Below are 18,716 nucleotides of genomic sequence, written 5' to 3'. Positions count from 1 at the left end.
ATCACCAATGGCCGTATAACATGGGAGAATTTTTGTTTTCGGGTAAGGGATACTCACATTATTGCTTTTGTACGACAATAACGTTTTTTCTTATTATAATTTAAAAAAAATGCATTTTATCGATTTTTAAATAAAGTTTAACTAACTTTGGTACAGCCTTTAAAAATTATCTGCCGTAAAAAACTATTTATTGCAGTAGCAAAAAGGGATAAAAAACTTAACTATCACTACTATGGGATTAACAGTAAAAGGCAACAAAGTAGAACCATTGAACATCTTAATTGATTTTTTTGCTTCTATATATGACTTGGTTTACGATGCAATACTTTTAATATTGAACCCTTTGGTAAAATTAGGATCGAAGATTAAGCAAGCATCACCATTGGAAATGGTAATTGATTTTTTTGCCTTTCAATACGATGTTGTCTATGCTTTTATATTCTTTTTGGGGCAATATCTAAAATGGGCTACCAATATGCGTTCCTACAGATCTGCAGAAATTGATACGCCTGTCGAGAAACCTATAGTTGTAGCCCCTCAAATTCCTTTGGAAATCCTATAATTTATAAAAAAAAATGAAGTTTAAAGGAGTTATTTTTGACTTAGACGGAACACTCGTAAATTCATTGGAAGACATTGCAGATGCTATGAACAGCGTGCTGCAAAACCAAAACTACCCTACTCACAGTTATGATGATTATCAATATTTCATCGGTAGTGGCTTACGGAATTTAGTAAGCAAATCACTTCCCACAACACATAATGATGAAAAAGATATCGATAGTTGTTACCATTTGATGATTGAAGAATACCGTGATAATTGTACACGTAAAACAACATCATATAAAGGAATTATTGAATTATTGGATCATTTAGTTTTGCACAACATAAAAATGAGTGTGTTTTCAAATAAGTCAGATGAACTTACCAAAAAAATTACGACAGCTTTATTCCCCAACTATTTTGATCCTATTGTGGGTTTAACAACTGAATCGCTCAAGAAACCCAATCCATCTGAAGCCTTAGAAATAGGCAAAAAATTAGGATTAAAATCCGAAGAAATCATTTTTGTGGGCGATTCTGGTATTGATATGCAAACGGCGACCAATGCCAATATGCTTGCGGTGGGAGTTTCATGGGGCTATCGTCCCAAAGAAGAACTAGTTGCAAATGGAGCAAAATATGTTCTCGACCATCCGTTGCATTTAATCTCGATTTTACAGCTTGATGGTGTCACCCTCTAACACAACCATAGCGATAGGAAGCGAAAATCGATAAAAAAATTCTTTATCTTTGGTTAGCAACCAAAAACAATACTTTTGAAAAAACTGCAAAGCACTAACACTTTGCAGTTTTTTTATGCCTTACTTTTTATAAGCATAAACCGTTGGGTGCAATTAGTTTTTGATGATAATTTTTCGTCAGTTCGAGTGATTTTCGTTAGAAAATCGTATCGAGAACAAGAAAAATTTCATTAAAAACGGTTCTCGATACATTTTTTGTTACGTTTTACTCCACAAAAAACATTCGAACTGACGTTTTTAATAATTGCATCCAACACGTTAATTATAACTTCGATATAAAAGCTGTTGGCGATTGCAAAATCATAAACAGCAAGGATTTACAGCAGCAATTTTCGAACGAGACAATTAAGACATCTGTAAATCATGTAACTTTTTATAAAAGTATTATAAAACAACCCTCGAATAAGAATCCCAACTTTACAAAATCAAAACTGACCCCAAATAAGTAAATTAAAATTAAGTACAACAACTTAAACAGAAACAAGATGAACAACATATTCAGAGGTCTTATAGCGGGTTATGGAGCAAAAAAACTGGGAGGTGGATGCTTCGGTACCATTTTGGTTTTTATAATTATCTATATGCTTTTGGGTCAATGTAGCTAAAAATTTATATTCTAAGAAACAATATTTTCAACAATTAAAACAAAACAATTATGAGCACAGGTAAAGTAGTATTAGGAACAGTAGCAGGTCTTGCTATAGGCGGAATTTTAGGGATTCTTTTTGCTCCCGAAAAAGGTTCGGTAACCCGCAAACAAATCATGGACAAAGGAAGTGATTATGCAGATGATTTAAAGTCAAAATACAGCGAGTTTGCAGATTCTATTTCAGAAAAACTACAAAGAGCAAAGGATTTTACTCAAGAACTTGTCGAAAATGGAAAAGCAGAGTTTGATGAAGTAAAAAATGATGTAAATCACAGTCCATCAAATTATTAATATTAAAAAATACCAATTATGACTGAAGATACAACACCCATAGCAACGCTTTTTGAACGAGCAGAAGATTATAGCAAAACATCACTAAAGTTGTTACGGCTAAACGCCATAGACAAATCGGCCGATGTAGCTTCCTCTCTCGTTTCAAGACTTGCCGTTATCATGACCGTTGTATTTTCAGTTTTAATTACTAGTATAGGAGTGGCATTATGGTTAGGGAAACTACTTGGCGATGCATTTTATGGTTTCTTCATAGTTGGCGGTTTCTATGCATTTATTGCAATTCTTCTTCACCTGTTCCGCGAAAAATGGCTTAAATATCCAGTTAGTAATTCTATTATTAAGCAAATGCTAAAAGAGAAAATTGTATGAAAAACACAAACGAAACGGATTCATTGAATGAATTGATAATTCTTCAGGAACAAAAATATGATACTGAATTGGAACTCCTAAGAGAACAATTTCAAGTAGCCTATGAAAGTTTAAAACCTATCAACCTTATCAAAAATGTATTTCACGACGTAACTGCTTCTCCTGAAATACAAAATGATTTGGCTAGCAATGTTATTGGATTGGGCACTGGATTTCTTTCCAAAAAACTTTTGGTTGACGGCTCTCACAGTCCGATAAAAAGAATAATTGGAACCGTAGCTCAATTTGCCATAGCCAATCTGGTTGCCAAACATTCAGATACGATTAAAACAATTGGAAACAATCTTTTGAAGCATTTTTTGAACAAACGCAAAAACTAAAAAAACTTCATAATCCAAATAATTATCAAAAGACCTTCAAATATTTAACTCATATTTATCGCTGTTTTTTCATTAAAACTTTACATTTGTTAGGTAACCATATTTGAAAATCATGAGAATAGAAACCGAACTTAAATTAGGATTTAAAGATGTAATGATCAGACCTAAACGCTCTACTTTAAAGAGTCGATCACAGGTTTCGTTGGAGAGAGAATACAAGTTTTTGCACAGTTCCGCCAATTGGTCAGGAGTTCCAATTATGGGAGCCAACATGGATACGGTAGGCACTTTTGAAATGGCATTGGCACTAGCCAAAGAAAACCTTTTTACGGCCATTCATAAACATTATTCGCTAGAACAATGGAATGAATTCATGAAAAATGCACCCGAGAACATTCCCGATTATATTGCGGTAAGTTCCGGAACCGGAAAGAATGATTTCAAGAAAATAGGAGAAATATTCGAACACAATCCACAGCTAAAATTCATATGCATCGATGTAGCCAATGGCTATTCGGAGCATTTTGTGAGTTTCCTGAAAAAAGCACGCGAACAATACCCAGATAAAGTAATTATTGCCGGAAATGTCGTTACTGGAGAAATGGTCGAAGAATTGCTATTGGCCGGCGCCGATATTGTAAAAGTAGGCATAGGTCCTGGCTCGGTTTGTACCACAAGAGTAAAAACGGGTGTAGGTTATCCCCAACTTTCAGCCATCATCGAATGTGCCGATGCCGCTCATGGGTTAGGAGGGCACATTATAAGTGATGGCGGATGTGTCACACCGGGTGATGTAGCCAAAGCTTTTGGTGCCGGTGCCGATTTTGTAATGCTAGGCGGAATGCTAGCGGGACATACCGAAAGTGGTGGTGAATTAGTCGAAATCGAAGGTGAAAAATACAAAAAATTCTACGGAATGAGTTCAGAAACTGCCATGAACAAACACGTGGGCGGAGTTGCCGAATACAGGGCCAGTGAAGGAAAAACGGTTCAGGTTCCTTTCAAAGGTGACGTTATCATTACCTTAAAAGACATTCTTGGCGGCATCAGAAGCACTTGTACGTATGTGGGCGCCTCCAAATTGAAGGAATTGACCAAACGAACCACGTTTATTCGAGTTTTAGAACAAGAAAATGTCATTTTCAATAAGTAATTTTAAACGAAAACACTGGTCGAAAGCCGGTGTTTTTTTTAGGAGCAAAGCAATAGTTTTTCATGACAGCTTTACTCCCGCTGTACACAGTATCTTTTATGCCGAACGCCGGCATAAAAGGATACTTGCTTCCATCGGGGCTAGACGATAAATTTAGTGTTTCAAAACATTGATTTCAAAAAACATTAATCGAAATCACTCAATAAAAATAGATTTCGCGAAGATGCTCAAAGACAGCCAAAAGATTCGCAAAGAAAAAAAGGATTTTGACATTAAGTTTAAAAAACTTTGTGAAACTCTGAGAATACTTCGCGTTTCTCTGCGAAATAAAATCTAATGCTTATTCTTGGTTCAATCAAAAAGTACTAGTTTCGCATAATCAAACAATCCCAAAATCAATACACTTCTTAAAACAAATTATAATGGCATCAGGTTTTTTCGCACTATTAGATGATATCGCAGCAATTATGGATGATGTTGCCGTAATGAGCAAAATTGCTGCTAAAAAAACAGCTGGCATTTTAGGCGATGATTTGGCCGTAAATGCCGAAAAAGCTTCGGGATTTATTTCTTCGAGAGAACTCCCCGTATTATGGGCAATTGCAAAAGGTTCTTTTATCAACAAATTAATTATTTTGCCAATCGCCTTTCTTTTAAGTGCTTTTTTTCCTTTGGCAATTATAATAATTCTGGTGCTTGGCGGACTTTTCTTAGCCTATGAAGGTGCCGAAAAAATATACGAATACTTCTTTCCACACTCCCATTCAACAGCCGAAATCACAATGGAAACTTTTACTGAAGAAGAAATTTTGACTTTTGAAAAAGAAAAAATAAAATCAGCCATAGTAACCGATTTTATTTTATCCGTAGAAATTGTAATCATTGCGCTAGGCACCGTTATAGGCGAATCGATTCTATCACAGATTGTTGTAGTTTCCATAATTGCAATATTAGCAACTGTTGGGGTTTATGGCATTGTGGCCCTAATTGTCAGAATGGATGAACTGGGTTTTAAACTTATCGGACTGAGCTCCAAAGAACGCAGTGTATCCAAAACTATTGGTAATATTCTGGTACAAGCACTACCAAAAGTCATCAAAAGTTTAGCTGTTATTGGTACAATTGCTTTGCTGTTAGTTGCTGGCGGTATATTTGTACATAATATCGATTTTTTACATCATTTATTTCCCCAATTGCCTTCCATTGTAAAAGAATTCAGTACAGGACTTATAGTTGGGTTTGCTGTTTTGGGAATTATAAACCTATTCAAAAAGATGTTAGGGAAAAAGTAAGGGAAACAGAATAATTTTATATGCGCCAATTACTAGCTCATAACCCATTATAAAACAATGAATTAAAATAGTTTACAAATAATAAAAACATTTATTATATTTGTACTTTAAATTAAAATAATCATGGAAAAAACAATCACATTAAAACCAAATTCAAAAACAACTGCTGTTTTGAAAAAAATGGTTACTTTGAAAGAAGAGTACCGTAAGGTTGTTATGGAAAAAACAGTAAAAAAGACAAAGTAAAGTAGAAGCTTTATGTATGAATATATTCTAAAAGAGGGCGTTGATCCTCTTTTTTCATTTACGACTAAACACGGTCTAAACTATTTTATAACTTTCAGAAAAATGGATTTTGGCAATGCCTATTTTCAAAATTTATATTCTGTAGATTTTTGGGAAATGGGTAATCAAAAATTTTACAAAGACGCTAAAATTGAAATTACAATTACAACCATTATTTGTAATTATTTCAAGAGCCATCCAAATTCAATACTACATTATGTCTGCGACAGTATGGATTTGAAACAAGATTATAGAAAAAGACTATTTGACCAATGGTACAAAAAGTTTCAAACTAAGGAATTTTCAAAACTTAATTTTGAATATCAAATTCAGGAAGAAAATATAAATTACAATCTAGGTTTTATATTCAAAAATGATTGTTATGAAATGAATGAAGTAATTGAAAATATTACTCTACAACTAGATGAATTTACCAGTCTTAAATAAGCCGATAGTCATAGTTATCAATACAAAAGTAAATAGATATGAACATCAATCGCGAATGGCATCTAAATAACAAGATGCCCAAAAACCCAACTTTAGAACAAAGAATTCAATGGCATTTGGAACACGAAAAGAATTGCCAATGCAGACCAATTCCAGAGAAACTCTTGGAGGAAATTGCAAAAATAAAAGCCAAACCAAATAACGAATAATTATTGGGTTTGGCTTTTATTTTTTTTCTTTGGGATGACTGAAAAAATGCAAAATATTCGCTTTTAGCCCCGATAGAAGTGGAAATCCTTCCGATTTTTCATCGGAAGATTGCAACGAATAGCGGGACCCATGCTGCCAAAAATACCAAATATTTCTGCTCCAAAAACTGAGACTTAAACTATTTTTCTCTCCCCTATTTGTTGTCTCCACATAGCGTAATACAAACCTTTTTCATCCAGTAAATCTTGATGTCTTCCTTGTTCTATAATATTTCCCTGCTCCAATACATATATTCGGTCAGCATGCATAATGGTAGACAAACGGTGGGCTATTAATACAGTAATCTGGTCCTGCTTGGATGAAATGCTTCGGATAGTTTGTGTGATTTCTTCTTCGGTGATAGAATCTAATGCAGATGTAGCTTCGTCAAACAACAGTAATCTTGGATTTCTCAATAATGCTCTTGCGATAGATAATCGTTGTTTTTCCCCACCAGATACTTTGATACCGCCTTCGCCAATAGTCGTGTCCAAGCCTTTTTCGGCGCGTTCTAGTAAATTCTGACAAGCCGATTTTTGCAGTACATCATTGATTTCTTCATCGGTTGCATTGGGTTTTACAAACAGTAAATTGTCTTTTATCGTTCCCGAAAACAATTGTGCATCTTGAGTTACAAAACCCAATTGTTGGCGCAACTCGGTTAAATCAATTTCTTTGGCGTTTATATTATTGTAAAAAATAGCACCTTCCTCTGGAGTGTACAATCCAACCAACATTTTGACCAAAGTCGTTTTTCCGCTTCCCGATGGTCCAACAAAAGCAATAGTTTCTCCCGCTTTGGCCTCAAAAGAAATGTCTTTGACAGCGTAAGAAGTGGCAGTTTGGTGCTTAAATGAAATATTTGAAAACCTCAAATTATTGATAAAACCAATTGTTTTTGGAAATAAAGGTTTCTCTTCGCTTTTGGCGTTCATCAAATCACCAAAATTATCCATCGAAGCTTTTGTTTCGTTATAAGTCGCTATTACATTCCCCAATTCCTGCAACGGATTAAACAAAAAGAAAGAGAAAAACATTAACGTAATCAAATCTCCCGGCTTGATAATCCCTTTAAAAATGAACATGTATAATGCAAAAACCAAGGCCGTTCTCATAAAATGAACCGTTGTTCCTTGAATAAAACTCAGCGAACGGATAAAACGTACTTTCTTCAATTCTAGCCCTAATATTTTTATGGTTGTACTGTTCAAACGGTTCACTTCTTGTTCAGTCAAACCTAAACTTTTTACCAATTCTATATTACGTAATGATTCGGTGGTAGCACCAGCCAAAGCAGTGGTTTCACCCAAAATTTCTCTGGAAACTTTTTTGATTTTTTTACCCAAAAAAGAACTGATAAAAGCGATAACCGGGACTGTTGCTAAAAAGATAGGTCCCAACAGCCAGTCGATAGAAATAGCATAAATCACCACAAATGTGATACCAATTAGGGATTGGAAAACCAATGAAATAGACAAAGTGATAAATTTTTCGCAATCTATTTTTACTTTCTGAAGTTTTCCCAATGTTTCACCGCTTCGCTGGTCTTCAAAATCCTGAAAAGGCAACTCCAACGCTTTTTGAATCCCGTCTGTGTACATCTTTGCACCCGTACGCTGAATGATGATGTTGGTAAAATAATCCTGAAAATTCTTGGCTATTCGGGAGAGCATTGCCGCTCCCAAAGACAGCGCCAGCCAGCCCAAAACCGCTTTAGTGAAATTTGGAAAATTATGATTGAAATTGGTAACTCCAACGCCGCATTCATTCAATAACTTACCAATTATAATGGAATCACATAAAGAAAAACATTGGTTAATGGCGGCCAGAAACAAGGCTAAGAACAATAGTGGTTTGTGTTCTTTTATGTAGGTATATAAAATTTTCATCGATTTGTTTAAAAAATTGAAATGCAAAACTACAACTATTGAGTTCAAAAAATTAAAATTCACACAATAATAACACAACTATTTTCCGTTATTATATAACAATCTCTTTTGCAAGATTTCTCATTTTTACACTAAATATATTTGCGATGCAAAAGACAACCCTCATATCGATAATCCTTCTTGTCCTTTTCTGTTCGTGCAAACAGCAGAATCAGGAGATTATGGAACCCAAAAAAACAATCGTTCGAAAACACCCAAAAAGTATTTCATTTCATTTCGAAAAATCAAAAGAATGGTTGGCAAAGAATATCGATAGCACACAAATCAGAATCGCTCTAGCCGTTAATAGAACCGACAAAACCAATATCCCAAAAATGGATTCTATCATTGTACCCAAAGATTTGACAGGCGATATTGAGTTTTATCTTTCATTTCCGCTAGAGGTTCCCTATCTGAAAGACATCAATAAAATTATCTTCTTTTCGTATCCTACACAAACATTTGCCGCTTACGAAAACGGTGATCTGATTTACACCGGCCCCACCAATATGGGACGAAAAAAAGACCCTACGCCTACCGGACTTTTCTTCACTAATTGGAAAGCCGAAAAAACAACAAGCACGTTTAATGATGAGTGGGATTTGCGTTGGAACTTCAATATCGCCAATAAGTTGGGCGTGGGTTGGCATCAATATGAATTGCCCGGTTATCCTGCTTCCCATTCCTGTTTAAGGCTTCAGGAAAAAGACGCCAAATACCTTTATACCTGGGCCGATCAATGGATATTAAAAGATGATGAAAACATACTTGTAAAAGGTACTCCCGTAATAGTTTTTGGCAAATACGATTTTGATGCACCAAAACCCTGGCTGCAACTGGTTCAAAACCCAAAAGCTCTAAATATTTCAGCCGATGAAATTGCAAAAACAACAAAACCACATTTAAACAGTATTTTAGCTGAACAGAAAAAGAGAGAAAAACAGCCCATTAAGGGATGAAACAAACTACAGTTTGCAAACTTGTTAAAAGGTACAATATTTTTTAACATTCCAACTATCCTCAAACTTGTCATGTTTTTAATTATACCATAGCCAACGGTTTCAACCGTTGGAGACAATCCAGGAAAATTTAGATTCAAAAAGAATTCTCAGATATACGTTGCCCGCGGTTGAAACCGTGGGCTATATCAATACCAAATCAATCACCTCTTTAGCAATCCGTAAACTCTTCAATTTATCCTGATGGTAAAAGATTGGACAGGCAATCATCAACTAATTAATTTGTGAAAATTTGTGTAATATGTGGCTATTTTTTTTAAGCAACATTAAGCTAAATCAAGCTCATTTATCCCATCAATCACCTCTTTTGCAATTCGCAAACTCTTCAATTTATCCTGATGGTCAAAGATTGGGCTGGTAATCATCAACTCATCAACCCGCGAATATTCAATGAATTTTTTCAATTCGTCGGTCAATGTTTGCTTACTGCCAATAAAGGAACCCGCCGTCATTTGATTAACATGAAAACGAGCTTCTTCACTCATATTATTCATAAGATCGCTTAGAGAATCTACAGGAGGCTGCAACGGTTTTCGGGTATTTTGAATCAAATTCAAGAACATCTGGTACAAACTCGTCGATAAAACTTCGGCTTCATTATCTGTATCAGCGGCAATCACATTTACGCAAGCCATTGTTTTAGGCCTGTCCAAATAGGGAGATGGCTTAAAGTTATCCCGATAAAACTCAAAAGCAGTAATCATTTGCCTTGGTGCAAAATGTCCCGCAAAAGCATAAGGCAATCCATAAGTGGCTGCCAACGTGGCGCTGTCCATACTCGAACCCAAAATCCAAATCGGCACATTGGTCCCTTCCGCCGGAAAAGCACGCACTTTCGACGTTGCATTCGCTTCCGAAAAATAATCCTGCAATGCCGACACATTCTTCGGGAATCGTTGTGACTCCTCAAAAAAATCAGTCCGAATAGCTTGTGCCGTTAGCGAATCGGTGCCGGGAGCCCTTCCCAAACCAAGATCAATTCGATCCGGATACAAAATTCCCAATGTCCCAAACTGCTCGGCAATGATCAAAGGCGAATGATTGGGCAACATAATTCCACCCGAACCAACACGTATGTGCTGTGTTTGGCTCGCTACATACCCAATCAAAACAACGGTTGCCGTACTCGCCACATGTGCCATATTGTGGTGTTCGGCCAGCCAGAAACGTTTGTACCCCAACCCATCGGCAAGTTGCGCCAACTCTTTGGTTTTTTGCATCGTTTCGCTCGCATTGCTGTCTTGCGTAATTATCGCCAGTTCTAATAAGGAGATCGGAATAGAAGTTTTCATACTCATTTCAAGTTTGCACAAATTTAGGCATTAAGACCGCAGGTATTCAGTCCACGCTGTTAATTCAATTATAATATTTATGGGGTTGCTGTTTAATTTTTGGGAGCAGAAGTATTTGCTATTTCATCAACGATTGTCCCGCTATCCGTTACAATCTCTCTCGTAAAAAAAACGAGAGAGGATTTTCACTGCTATCGGGGCTAAAAGAGAAATTCATTTTTTCAGTTGGAATGATGCTTTATTGTGAATATTAATAGCGCGAGTTTAACATTAAAATTAAATACATACATTTACTGTAATCATAATGCAAACTCACCGAGATTAGATGCAGTGATAAAGTATTATAAAACAATAAATAAGTTACATTCTATTTAAAAGAATCAAAATATATAATTCATGATCACAGCAAGTACTATTATCAGAAGACTTTCCTTATTTAGTTTATTGATTCTCTTCTTTCCATTTTTTCAAACTTGTTCTGATAAAAATATTATTGAAAATCCGTATTTAAAAGGTGGCCCATTATCCGAAATCACACAAATTACCGTATCAACATCAGATAGTCCACATCCTGAAAAAATAACAGTTGAAAAAGTTAGCCTTGCAAAGGATTCAAATTCCATTAAGGAATATCATTTATCATTCGATGAGTTACGAGAAAAGAAGCTTACTGCCATAAATTTATTTAACAAGCGGAAATCAGAAATGACATCAAATGGCTATGAACTTGGAAGTGAATTTCTCAAAGATGCATCACAAATGATTTATTTACCTTTTACGATTGTTATCGCATTGTGTTTACTTTCAGTATATCTATCATATAAAGAAAAGTTCAAGCTTATTTTCATTCTTAGCATTAGCAATTTTTGTTTGTTAATTATTCCATTAATACTATTCTATATGGCTGAATATCTGGAAGAAATTGCACAAATTAAATTTGGTTACTATATGCTTTTGAGCAATCAAATTCTTATAAACTATTTTTCATTCAAAGAATTTAGAAACAACAAAAATGGTATCTAACCAGCATTTTGGCAAGATATGGGACTTTGGTAGAATTAATGTTTTTTAATCCTATTTTATTCTATCCTAGATCATTGCAAATACTGAAAGTATAAGAAAATCTCAGAAAGAAAACTCACAACTGCGGAAAGAAAACTTGCAACTGCGACGAGAAAACTCGTAACTGCGGAAAGAAAACTCACAACTGCGACGAGAAAACTCGTAACTGCGGAAAGAAAACTTGCAACTGCGACGAGAAAACTCGCAACTGCGACGAGGAAACTCGTAACTGCGAAAAGAAAACTCGTAACTGCGACGAGAAAACTTGCAACTGCGGAAAGAAAACTCACAACTGCGACGAGAAAACTCGTAACTGCGGAAAGAAAACTCACAACTGCGACGAGAAAACTCCTAACTGCGGAAAGAAAACTTGTCACTGCAGAAAGAGATACAAATAAGTCATAAAAGCAAAACAATATCTGCTGTGAGTGTATAAATATATAGAAATTTACTTTTTAATTCGTATTTTCGTTTAGCTCAAATACTCGTTTACAAAACTTGCAAAACCTTGCAATAGGAACCTTACCTACAATGTTTAGACAGATAACAACAAAAACAGTATGACAACAAAAGACAATACCACACACTTTGCTCCCGAACTGCATATTCCCAATGGGACAATGAACATTGATTTTTATACAAAATTCGGGGCAACAGAACATTTTTGTTTTCGCAACGATGACGGCAGCATCCACGTTGCTGAATTGGAAATCGACGGTGCCATTTTTCACCTGCACGAAACAATGAAATGGTTTAATGCGCTTGAACCAATACATACAAATGGATTAACTGCAGTTATTGGTTTATTTGTCCCAGATGTAGATAAAGTAATGGATAGAGCCATACAGGCAGGAGCAACAGAAATAAGTCCTGCAACAGACCACGATTATGGTTATAGACAAGGAATGTTCAAAGATCCTTTTGGACATTATTGGCAAATACAGAAAAAGTTATGGTAAGACAGCACTAGACAACACAACATAATCGAGACAAAAATGAATCCAGAAATTAAAGCATACAATGAAAGACAAACTTTGGTCGACAAAGAAATTTGTGACCAGCTTGCAGCAATCATTGATAACGAACTGACCGAAGCCGAAAGTAAAGTTTGGCACGCCCACCCTGTTTGGTTTTTAGGCGGAAATCCAATTGTTGGTTACAGCAAACAAAAAGCAGGTCTGCGATTGATGTTTTGGAGCGGTGCCGACTTTGAAGAGGAATCTTTAAGCGCAAAAGGTCAAAAATTTAAAGACGCCTCCATATTCTACAGTACTGTTTCTGAAATTGAAACAAATGATTTAAAACGTTGGCTCAAAAAATCCAGAGACATTCAATGGGACTATAAAAATATAGTAAAAAGAAAAGGACAATTAGAAAGGCTGAAATAAAAGGAAAGTGCGAATTAAATCACAAGTAATGAACAATACAAGCCATCATGATGAGCGAATAGCCAAAATGACATTCGCTTCGGTATATCCGCTTTATCTCGCAAAGGTCGAGAAAAAAGGTAGAACAAAAGAAGAACTGCATCAGGTAATAAAGTGGTTAACCAATTATGACGAAAAGAAACAGCAAGAATTTATTGCCGAAAAAGTAACTTTTGAAAACTTCTTTCAGTATGCTTCCATAAACCCCAATGCTCACCTCATTACTGGCGTAATTTGCGGCTATCGGGTGGAAGAAATCGAAAATACGCTGACGAAACAAGTCAGATATTTAGACAAATTAGTAGATGAATTGGCTAAAGGCCGTAAGATGGAGAAGATTTTGCGACTTGCTTAAACCTATTTGCAAACGATAGAATTATAGTATAATAAAACACAAATAAAATGGAAGACTCTAAAAATCAATCAGACGAAACAACACCAAAAGTAACCGGAATTGGCGGTATTTTCTTTTTTTCAGACAACCCGCAGGAAACTAGAGAGTGGTATGCCAAAAATTTGGGACTTGAAGTCAATGAATGGGGATCAACTTTTGAATCCAGAAATAGTACAAAACCAGACGAAATCGAATCGCTTCAGTGGAGCCCTTTCAAAAAAGGAGACGACTATTTTTCCCCTTCCAAAAAAGATTTCATGATTAATTACCGTGTTCAGCACATTGAAGACCTGGTAAGTAAACTAAAAGAAAACGGAGTGACTGTACTAAACGATATTGCAACTTACGATTATGGTAAATTTGTGCATATTATGGACACAGAAGGCAACAAAATCGAACTCTGGGAACCCTGATTCGAAAACAGAAAATATCTAGTATAAACAACAATAAACTTCATATTTATCTTGTCTACTTGGTTTATTTTTTTAACTTTATAACTCAACAATTCATAAAAAATCATAATGAAAATAGCAATTTTAGGAACTGGAGCCGTTGGCACAACAATAGCCACTAAATTGATTGAATTAGGTCATCAAGTAATGATAGGTTCCCGAAGTAAAACCAACGAAAAAGCAATTGAATTTGTAAATAAATTTGACAAAAATGCCAGTAATGGTACTTTTGAAGAAGCGGCAACTTTTGGAGAAATCATCTTCAATTGTGTTAAAGGTGAATTTGCGATTGAGGCATTGCGGCAAGCGGGCAATGGAATTATCAATAAAATTCTCATTGACATTTCTAACCCTATCGATACGAGCAAAGGAATGACATTTAGTTTAATTCCGGGACTTTGCAACACCAATTCATTGGGAGAAGAAATTCAAAAAGTCTTTCCGAATACCAAAGTGGTAAAGACTCTAAACACCATGTGGAGCACCCTGATGATGATTCCCTCCATGCTCAATGATGGAGATCATACCAATTTTATATGTGGCAATGATGAGGAAGCCAAAAGCATAGTGAGAAATTTGCTAAAAGAAATTGGATGGAAAGAAGAAGCCATTATCGATTTGGGTGATATTACAGGCTCTAGAGGTACTGAAGCAATGCTCCAATTGTGGTGGAAAATTTGGGGAGTCACTATGGGAACTTTCAGCATTAAAGTTGTCAATTAAAAAACAATCGTTTATAAAATCATTATTTAAAATGCCTTCTGTAAGATATGTTCTGTCGAAGGCATTTTACATTTACATTCTACATAGACAATAACTTGGAGCTTAAAAAAAATCCAAAAGTCAGTACCGCTACTCTTTATAAAAATAACTATTTTTGCAGTCTAATTTTTTTACCATGTCAAATAAGAAATACAAAATAGCAGTCATTCAATTGAATTTAAACGACGTTGCCGAAAACAACCTTAAAAAATGCTTGAGTTGGGTACGTGATGCTGCCAAACAAGGAGCTGAAGTGATTTCGTTACCGGAATTATACAGCAGTCATTATTTTTGTCAAAGTGAAGATGTGGATAATTTTGCTTTGGCAGAACCATTGTACAGCACATCGTTTATCGCTTTTAGTGCTTTGGCAAAAGAATTGGGAGTGGTAATTATCGTTCCTTTCTTCGAAAAAAGAATGGCAGGAATTTATCACAACAGTGCATACATCATCGATACTGACGGATCTGAAGCAGGATTGTACCGTAAAATGCACATTCCGGATGATCCTCATTTTTATGAAAAATTCTATTTTACTCCTGGGGATTTAGGTTTCAAAACGATTCCAACCCAAAAAGGAAAAATCGGAACTTTAATTTGTTGGGATCAATGGTATCCGGAAGCAGCTCGTTTAACTGCTTTGCAAGGTGCTGAAGTATTATTTTATCCAACAGCAATAGGATGGCATCCACAAGAAAAAGAACAATATGGCGAAAACCAGCACGGCGCTTGGATGAGCGTTATGAAAGGGCACGCTGTCGCCAATGGTGTATATGTAGCTGCTGCCAATAGAATAGGTTTGGAACAATATATTGAAGGAACTGCCGGAATTCAGTTTTGGGGATCATCCTTTATAGCGGGTCCACAAGGTGAAATTTTGGCACAAGCCTCCCACGATAAAGAAGAAATCCTGATTGCTGAAGTAGATTTGGATTTACAGGAAAATGTGCGTCAAAACTGGCCTTTCTTTAGAGACAGAAGAATCGATGCCTTTGGAGATATTACCAAACGAGCAATAGACTAATTGTTTTATCAAACAATTATAAATAAAAAATCTACCAAGAGTATATCTTTACTTTTGGTAGATTTTTTTTAAGAAACAACTCTAAGATTCTTATAATCTTAGTAACTAACCCTAATTCAAATCGGGTTGAAATATTTTGATAGTTCCATCTCCTTCGCTACTTACGACAACCAAACTTCTTTTGTTTGGGCTTTTGGAGGCAGGAATAAACAGTAAACCTTCTGGAGCATCTCCTGTTTTTATGGTTTGCAAATATTTTGGTGCTATTGGATTACTCACATCATACACCATAAAAGCATCAGCTCTTTCTAATCCTATAAAAAGAATCTGTTTATCTCCCATTTTAGTTACATAAACCGCTTCCGGTTCTACTCCTTTGTCATCGCTTCGTGCATCATCATAAACACCAAATTCTTGAGCTTTTTTGTCCAATTCGTTTTTACTGTCAAAAACCAATTGCCCTGTAAGTCCATTCCAAATTGAAAATGAACGTGCACCAAATCCCACTAACTCATCAAAATCACCATCACCATCGGTATCTCCCATTTTGGTATTGATATTCAATCTTCCCATACTTGCATCCGCTTTTAGCACCGCAGCATTTGGAAAAATTGTCGGGTCTAATAGTACTGCAACATTATTAATTCGTTTAACATCAACAAAAGCACTGTATTCTCTGGCATCACCTTCATTTGCAGTAACAATATACTGAACATTATTCACTTCAAAATTGCTGATGGCATCGGGTTGAAACATTCCTTTTAATTTCCAAGGATTAAAAGCAACACCTCCATCTTTATCACTTATATCCAAAGCATTTTCGGCCAAATTATAATCTTTATATCCTAAAGGGAAAATCTGTACAATTTTCTTTGTTGCTAAATCAATTTTTGCAATTCCATTGTTCTCTTGTAAAGTAACCCAAGCCGTTTTTGAATCAGCTGAAATAGTAGCATATTCTGGTTCGATATCGGCAGCAAAATTATTGGTTGGACTTGCTATTCTGAATCCTTTGGTTTTTAAATCGGCTAATTGACCGCTAAAACTGCCAAAAGTTAAAGTTGTTACCGCATAACTTGAAGCAACATCAATAATCGAAACTGATCCATCTGGATCAAGTGAGTACGTATCATTTGGCTCACCTTCATTAGCCGTCATTATGAATTTACCGTCTTTCGAATAGGTAATCATATCAGGTAATGCACCTACAGTAATTTCTTTAACTAAAGCATAATTCGAAGTATCGAAAACGACAACTTTACCTGGATCTTGTTTATTTGATTTGGATTCTAAAGCGACTGCCAATTTTCCATTAAAAGTAGAAACACTATTGGCCGCTCCATTATATGGGACCAAATCAATACTGGCAATCAAAACAGGTTTTGTAGGATCTGAAAGATCAATTACATCTATTTTATTGGCACTGCTATTATTTACTGTAAATAATTTTTTGGAAGTTTCATCATAGGTGCTAATTTCAGCAGCGCCAGTTCCTCCAATAGTCAATGTCCCAATTTCTTTGAAAGTAGAAGGATTTTCGTTTACTACTAGTTCAGGAGTTTCATTGGAATCGCTATTGTTTTGACAACTTACAATTAATAACATTGCTGCAAATACAGTTATACTTTTCTTGATCATTATGGTTTGTTTTAAGTTTTTTCAAAAATAACTTTCAAATTCTCGGCACTTATTACGGGAACATTATAAAATCTTTAACATAACTATTCATCCCAATTTTATTTCATCCACAAAAAAATGTAACCATCGATACTATTTATTAATCCCACTGTTTGATTATCTTTGTACGCATTACAATTTGCATTTACTATGACTACACTTACGAGACGTTTCCCCGCAGAATGGGAGAAACAACAAGGAATTTTATTGTGTTTTCCTCACAACGGAAAAGATTGGCCGGGAAAATACGAAGCCATTCAATGGGCATTTGTTGAATTTATCAAGAAAGTAGCCAATTTTGAAACTGTTTTTTTGGTTGTTGCCGATGAAAATCAAAAAGAAAAAGTAGCCATACTATTAGAAGAAGCACATGTGCATTTTGAAAATGTGACTTTTATAGTTCATAAAACCAATCGCAGTTGGATGCGCGATTCTGGTCCGATTATTGTAAAAAATGGTACTGAAAGAGAAGCACTAAATTTTAATTTTAACGGCTGGGCCAAATACAAAAACATCAATCTGGACAAACACGTTCCAAACAAAGTTGGAGAAGCATTAAATATTCCTGTTACTCAAGTGATATACAAAGGCAAACCCGTAATTGTTGAAGGTGGCGCCATTGATGTAAACGGACGCGGCACTTTGTTAACATCCGAAGAATGTTTGATGGATCCCAATATTCAGGTTCGCAATCAAGGTTTCACCAAAGAAGACTACGAAGCGGTTTTCAAAGAATATTTGGGAGTTACCAATGTAATCTGGTTAGGTGACGGAATCGAGGGTGATGACACCCACGGACATATCGATGATTTATGCCGATTTGTAAATGAAGACACGATTGTGACCATAGTCGAATTGGATCCAAATGACAACAACTATAAACCGTTGCAAGACAATCTAAAAAGACTTCAAAATGCCAAACTAGAAAATGGTAGAAGTCCAATTATAGTGGCCTTGCCAATGCCAAAACGAATCGATTTTGATGGATTGCGATTACCTGCCAGTTATGCCAATTTCTTAATTTTGAATAACTGTGTTTTGGTTCCAACATTCAATGATGCAAATGACAGAGTTGCCCTGAATATTTTAGCAGAATGTTTCCCTGATCGAGAAATCATCGGAATCAGTGCTATTGATTTTATTTGGGGATTTGGGACTTTACATTGCTTGAGTCAGCAAATTCCAGAGTAAGTAATTTTCTTAACTCTAAAAAAAAATATTTAAAATTATAATTAAAACAAAAAAAGACTTGCAGAA

Annotated in this window: 22 protein-coding genes; 19 read left to right on the top strand and 3 right to left on the bottom strand. The window is 35.5% G+C overall.

The annotated features are described in order from the left end of the window. Nucleotides 1-232: 232 nt before the first annotated feature. The 10 genes from OLM57_RS12025 (at nucleotide 233) to OLM57_RS11980 (ending at nucleotide 6,382) form a co-directional block, all read left to right on the top strand. The gene (locus OLM57_RS12025) at nucleotides 233-562 is read left to right on the top strand and encodes a hypothetical protein (protein WP_264563937.1); all 330 of its coding nucleotides are present in this window, start codon (nucleotides 233-235) and stop codon (nucleotides 560-562) included. A gap of 13 nt (nucleotides 563-575) precedes the next feature. Continuing rightward, nucleotides 576-1,244 (top strand): HAD family hydrolase, encoded by a 669-nt coding sequence (locus OLM57_RS12020; protein WP_264563936.1) that lies wholly within the window; start codon nucleotides 576-578, stop codon nucleotides 1,242-1,244. Between the two features lie 715 nt (nucleotides 1,245-1,959). Then, nucleotides 1,960-2,244, top strand: a complete 285-nt coding sequence (locus tag OLM57_RS12015; protein WP_264563935.1) for a YtxH domain-containing protein — start codon at nucleotides 1,960-1,962, stop codon at nucleotides 2,242-2,244. A gap of 18 nt (nucleotides 2,245-2,262) precedes the next feature. Further along, a complete protein-coding gene (locus OLM57_RS12010) occupies nucleotides 2,263-2,616 on the top strand; it encodes a hypothetical protein (RefSeq protein WP_264563934.1) in 354 nt (117 codons plus the stop codon). Further along, entirely contained in the window at nucleotides 2,613-2,996 is a 384-nt protein-coding gene (locus tag OLM57_RS12005) for a hypothetical protein (RefSeq protein ID WP_264563933.1), read from the top strand. Before OLM57_RS12010 ends, OLM57_RS12005 begins: the two co-directional genes overlap by 4 nt. Nucleotides 2,997-3,108: 112 nt before the next feature. After that, complete coding sequence (locus tag OLM57_RS12000; RefSeq protein ID WP_264563932.1) at nucleotides 3,109-4,149, top strand: GMP reductase; 1,041 nt, start codon at nucleotides 3,109-3,111, stop codon at nucleotides 4,147-4,149. 422 nt (nucleotides 4,150-4,571) lie between these two features. Continuing rightward, nucleotides 4,572-5,441: a DUF808 domain-containing protein gene (locus tag OLM57_RS11995; RefSeq protein ID WP_264563931.1), complete on the top strand. Its 870-nt coding sequence runs from the start codon at nucleotides 4,572-4,574 to the stop codon at nucleotides 5,439-5,441. 123 nt (nucleotides 5,442-5,564) lie between these two features. Then, nucleotides 5,565-5,687 carry a hypothetical protein gene (locus OLM57_RS11990; protein WP_255557953.1) on the top strand — a complete coding sequence of 41 codons (123 nt, stop codon included), beginning with the start codon at nucleotides 5,565-5,567 and terminating at the stop codon, nucleotides 5,685-5,687. Nucleotides 5,688-5,699: 12 nt separating this feature from the next. Beyond that, the gene (locus OLM57_RS11985; protein WP_264563930.1) at nucleotides 5,700-6,173 is read left to right on the top strand and encodes a DUF6169 family protein; all 474 of its coding nucleotides are present in this window, start codon (nucleotides 5,700-5,702) and stop codon (nucleotides 6,171-6,173) included. A 38-nt stretch (nucleotides 6,174-6,211) separates the two neighbouring features. After that, nucleotides 6,212-6,382, top strand: a complete 171-nt coding sequence (locus tag OLM57_RS11980; protein ID WP_264563929.1) for a hypothetical protein — start codon at nucleotides 6,212-6,214, stop codon at nucleotides 6,380-6,382. A 174-nt stretch (nucleotides 6,383-6,556) separates the two neighbouring features. Here the strand turns inward: OLM57_RS11980 and OLM57_RS11975 are convergent, their stop codons facing one another. Then, on the bottom strand, nucleotides 6,557-8,311 hold the full coding sequence (locus OLM57_RS11975; protein WP_264563928.1) for an ABC transporter ATP-binding protein: 1,755 nt from the start codon (nucleotides 8,309-8,311) through the stop codon (nucleotides 6,557-6,559). A gap of 146 nt (nucleotides 8,312-8,457) precedes the next feature. Between OLM57_RS11975 and OLM57_RS11970 the strand changes: the two genes are divergently transcribed. Continuing rightward, nucleotides 8,458-9,309: a L,D-transpeptidase gene (locus OLM57_RS11970; protein WP_264563927.1), complete on the top strand. Its 852-nt coding sequence runs from the start codon at nucleotides 8,458-8,460 to the stop codon at nucleotides 9,307-9,309. 326 nt (nucleotides 9,310-9,635) lie between these two features. Here OLM57_RS11970 and OLM57_RS11965 read toward each other — a convergent pair whose 3' ends face one another. After that, nucleotides 9,636-10,661 carry an LLM class flavin-dependent oxidoreductase gene (locus tag OLM57_RS11965; protein ID WP_264563926.1) on the bottom strand — a complete coding sequence of 342 codons (1,026 nt, stop codon included), beginning with the start codon at nucleotides 10,659-10,661 and terminating at the stop codon, nucleotides 9,636-9,638. A 396-nt stretch (nucleotides 10,662-11,057) separates the two neighbouring features. On the opposite strand from OLM57_RS11965, the gene OLM57_RS11960 reads away from it, so the two are divergent. From OLM57_RS11960 to OLM57_RS11930, 7 genes are all read left to right on the top strand, one after another. Next, nucleotides 11,058-11,684, top strand: coding sequence for a hypothetical protein (locus tag OLM57_RS11960; RefSeq protein WP_264563925.1), 627 nt, complete (start codon nucleotides 11,058-11,060; stop codon nucleotides 11,682-11,684). A gap of 599 nt (nucleotides 11,685-12,283) precedes the next feature. After that, on the top strand, nucleotides 12,284-12,682 hold the full coding sequence (locus OLM57_RS11955) for a VOC family protein (RefSeq protein WP_264563924.1): 399 nt from the start codon (nucleotides 12,284-12,286) through the stop codon (nucleotides 12,680-12,682). A gap of 36 nt (nucleotides 12,683-12,718) precedes the next feature. After that, nucleotides 12,719-13,111 (top strand): DUF1801 domain-containing protein, encoded by a 393-nt coding sequence (locus tag OLM57_RS11950; protein ID WP_264563923.1) that lies wholly within the window; start codon nucleotides 12,719-12,721, stop codon nucleotides 13,109-13,111. 28 nt (nucleotides 13,112-13,139) lie between these two features. After that, nucleotides 13,140-13,505, top strand: a complete 366-nt coding sequence (locus OLM57_RS11945) for a DUF2200 domain-containing protein (protein ID WP_264563922.1) — start codon at nucleotides 13,140-13,142, stop codon at nucleotides 13,503-13,505. A 47-nt stretch (nucleotides 13,506-13,552) separates the two neighbouring features. Next, on the top strand, nucleotides 13,553-13,957 hold the full coding sequence (locus OLM57_RS11940) for a VOC family protein (protein WP_264563921.1): 405 nt from the start codon (nucleotides 13,553-13,555) through the stop codon (nucleotides 13,955-13,957). 108 nt (nucleotides 13,958-14,065) lie between these two features. Continuing rightward, nucleotides 14,066-14,719 (top strand): NADPH-dependent F420 reductase, encoded by a 654-nt coding sequence (locus OLM57_RS11935; protein WP_264563920.1) that lies wholly within the window; start codon nucleotides 14,066-14,068, stop codon nucleotides 14,717-14,719. 175 nt (nucleotides 14,720-14,894) lie between these two features. Continuing rightward, complete coding sequence (locus OLM57_RS11930; protein WP_264563919.1) at nucleotides 14,895-15,782, top strand: carbon-nitrogen hydrolase; 888 nt, start codon at nucleotides 14,895-14,897, stop codon at nucleotides 15,780-15,782. Between the two features lie 111 nt (nucleotides 15,783-15,893). Here the strand turns inward: OLM57_RS11930 and OLM57_RS11925 are convergent, their stop codons facing one another. Further along, nucleotides 15,894-17,420: a choice-of-anchor I family protein gene (locus OLM57_RS11925; RefSeq protein ID WP_264563918.1), complete on the bottom strand. Its 1,527-nt coding sequence runs from the start codon at nucleotides 17,418-17,420 to the stop codon at nucleotides 15,894-15,896. A gap of 189 nt (nucleotides 17,421-17,609) precedes the next feature. Here OLM57_RS11925 and OLM57_RS11920 point away from each other — a divergent pair, with 189 nt between their 5' ends. After that, nucleotides 17,610-18,650 (top strand): agmatine/peptidylarginine deiminase, encoded by a 1,041-nt coding sequence (locus OLM57_RS11920; protein ID WP_264563917.1) that lies wholly within the window; start codon nucleotides 17,610-17,612, stop codon nucleotides 18,648-18,650. Nucleotides 18,651-18,716: the final 66 nt, after the last annotated feature.

The sequence above is a fragment of the Flavobacterium sp. N3904 genome (assembly GCF_025947305.1).
Taxonomy (GTDB): Bacteria; Bacteroidota; Bacteroidia; order Flavobacteriales; family Flavobacteriaceae; genus Flavobacterium.
This window is presented reverse-complemented; position numbering and strand designations above follow the sequence as displayed.